This is a genomic window from Streptomyces viridochromogenes DSM 40736, assembly GCF_000158955.1.
GTDB classification, from domain to species: domain Bacteria; phylum Actinomycetota; class Actinomycetes; order Streptomycetales; family Streptomycetaceae; genus Streptomyces; species Streptomyces venetus.
In genome coordinates this window covers 2,184,076-2,186,008 of the sequence record NZ_GG657757.1, presented here as the reverse complement: position 1 = coordinate 2,186,008, position 1,933 = coordinate 2,184,076, and the positions used below count along the sequence as shown (strand labels likewise).

Below are 1,933 nucleotides of genomic sequence, written 5' to 3'. Positions count from 1 at the left end.
CTTCGAAGTCGGACTTCTGGACTCCGTCGACGACCTTGGAGCGCAGGTCGTTGATGTCGGTGGGCACCTTGCCGCCGTTGGCGTCGGCCGCGGCCTTGACGGCCTTGATGATGGCGGTGGTGGCGTCGTAGGCGTAGGCGCCGTACGCGCCGTAGTCGCCCTTGTAGCCCTTGTCCTTGTACGTCTGGATGAACTGCTTGGCGGCGGGCAGGGTGTCGGCGGGGACACCGATCGCGGTGGCGAGGTCGCCCTCGGAGGCCTTGCCGGCGGCCTCGATGTAGGTGGAGGCGAACATGCCGTCGCCGCCGAACAGCGGGATCTTGACGCCGGTGTCCTTGAGCTGCTTGGTGATCAGCGCGGACTCGTCGTACTGGCCGCCGTAGTAGAGCAGGTCGGCACCGGAGTTCTTGATCTTCGTGGCGAGCGAGCCGAAGTCCTTGTCGCCGGTGTTGACGTGGTCGGTCGCGACGACCTTGCCGCCCATCTTCTTGTACTGCTCCGCGAAGATCTTCGCGAGGCCGGCGCCGTAGGTCTGCTTGTCGTCGACGACGAAGGCCTTCTTCTTCTTGAGGCCGTTGTACGCGTAGCCGGCGGCGAAGCTGCCCTGCAGTTCGTCGGTGGTGGCGGTGCGGAAGTACGTCTTGTAGGGGCGCTTCTTGTCCGTCTGCCAGTTCTTGCCCTGGGTCAGCTCGGGGTTGGTGTTGGCCGGGGAGATCTGGACCATGTTGGCCGAGGCGAACACCTGCTGCATCGTCTGGGCGACGCCGGAGTTCAGCGGGCCGACGGCGCCGACGGCGGTCTTGTCGCCGACGATGCTGGTGGCGTTGGACTGGCCCGTGGCGGGCTGGGCCTTGTCGTCCAGGGCCTTGAGCTTGAATTTCACGCCCGGGACCCAGTTGTTCTTGTTGGCGTCGTCGACGGCGATCTGCGCGCCGTACTGGATGCCGAGGCCGGTGGTGGAGTTCTCACCGGACAGGGGGGCGTCGACGCCGATGGTCAGGGTCGTGCCGCTCCCGCTGTCTCCGCCCTTGTCACCGCTGTCGTCTCGGGAACCGCAGGCGGTGAGAGTCAGAGCTCCGGTCGTGAGAACGGAGGTAAGAATCACCAAGGAACGCTGTCGCACAATCAGTCCTTTCACAGGCAGGCCCCGCCCTGGTCGGGGGGTGAGTGCCGCGCTGGTACCGAACTCCCGATGGAGCGGTGACTGGCCGTGACTCTAAGCCCGGGGTCAGGGCAGGGTCAGCGGCGAGGGCTGGCTTGTGACTTTCTTGTTATGACGGGGTGGATGCCCGGTCTCGGCGGCGGACCCTCTCGGCGGGTTTGGTGGATTTTCGCCGAGGTCCGCATTCTGAGAACTCGCACTTCCGGTTGGCCGTGGCTGAGATCGTGCGTTTGCCGGGGTGTGGGCGGCGCGTACGAGATCGGAAAGGTCCGGGGAGCGGGCGCGGCCGGAGATGAAACTGGGGTGTTGTATTGCGCGCGCGTTACGGAGCGTTACGCCGAGAAGGGGATGGCCCGATTCCAGGGGGAGTTCCGTGTGATCGGAAGCGGCTGTTTCGGGCGGGTCCGGCGGGGCCTGGTGCCCCGCCGCTCCGTTTCGGGCGGCGGGGTTTCGGGGTTACGGCAGCTTCACGAACGGCGCCAGGAAGGCGCGGGCGCCGGGGGTGTCCAGGCGGTACGTCACGTTGGTGGCGTAGCAGGGGGTGTCGCCGGTGATGGTGGTCGCGGCGAGGACGCTCTTCCCGCCCAGCAGGGCGAAGTTGGGGCCGCCCGAGTCGCCGTAGCAGGCGCCTCCGTTGCCCTGGGGCGCGGTCATCGCGAGCCGGACCCAGGAGTCGTTGAGGGCGTTGAAGGTGACGGGCGCTTTCATGCGGACGCCGCCGCCGGGGTGGGTGTGGCCGCCGGGGCCGTGGGCGGCTTCCTGGGTGCCGTA

At 67.4% G+C, this 1,933-nt stretch carries 1 protein-coding gene and 1 pseudogene; both read right to left on the bottom strand.

The features are described from left to right. The coding region (locus SSQG_RS09590; RefSeq protein WP_039932240.1) for a branched-chain amino acid ABC transporter substrate-binding protein at window positions 1-1,108 on the bottom strand (1,108 nt) is incomplete at its 3' end. A 510-nt stretch (window positions 1,109-1,618) separates the two neighbouring features. Continuing rightward, a pseudogene (locus tag SSQG_RS09585) lies at window positions 1,619-1,933 on the bottom strand (trypsin-like serine protease); the annotation flags it as partial.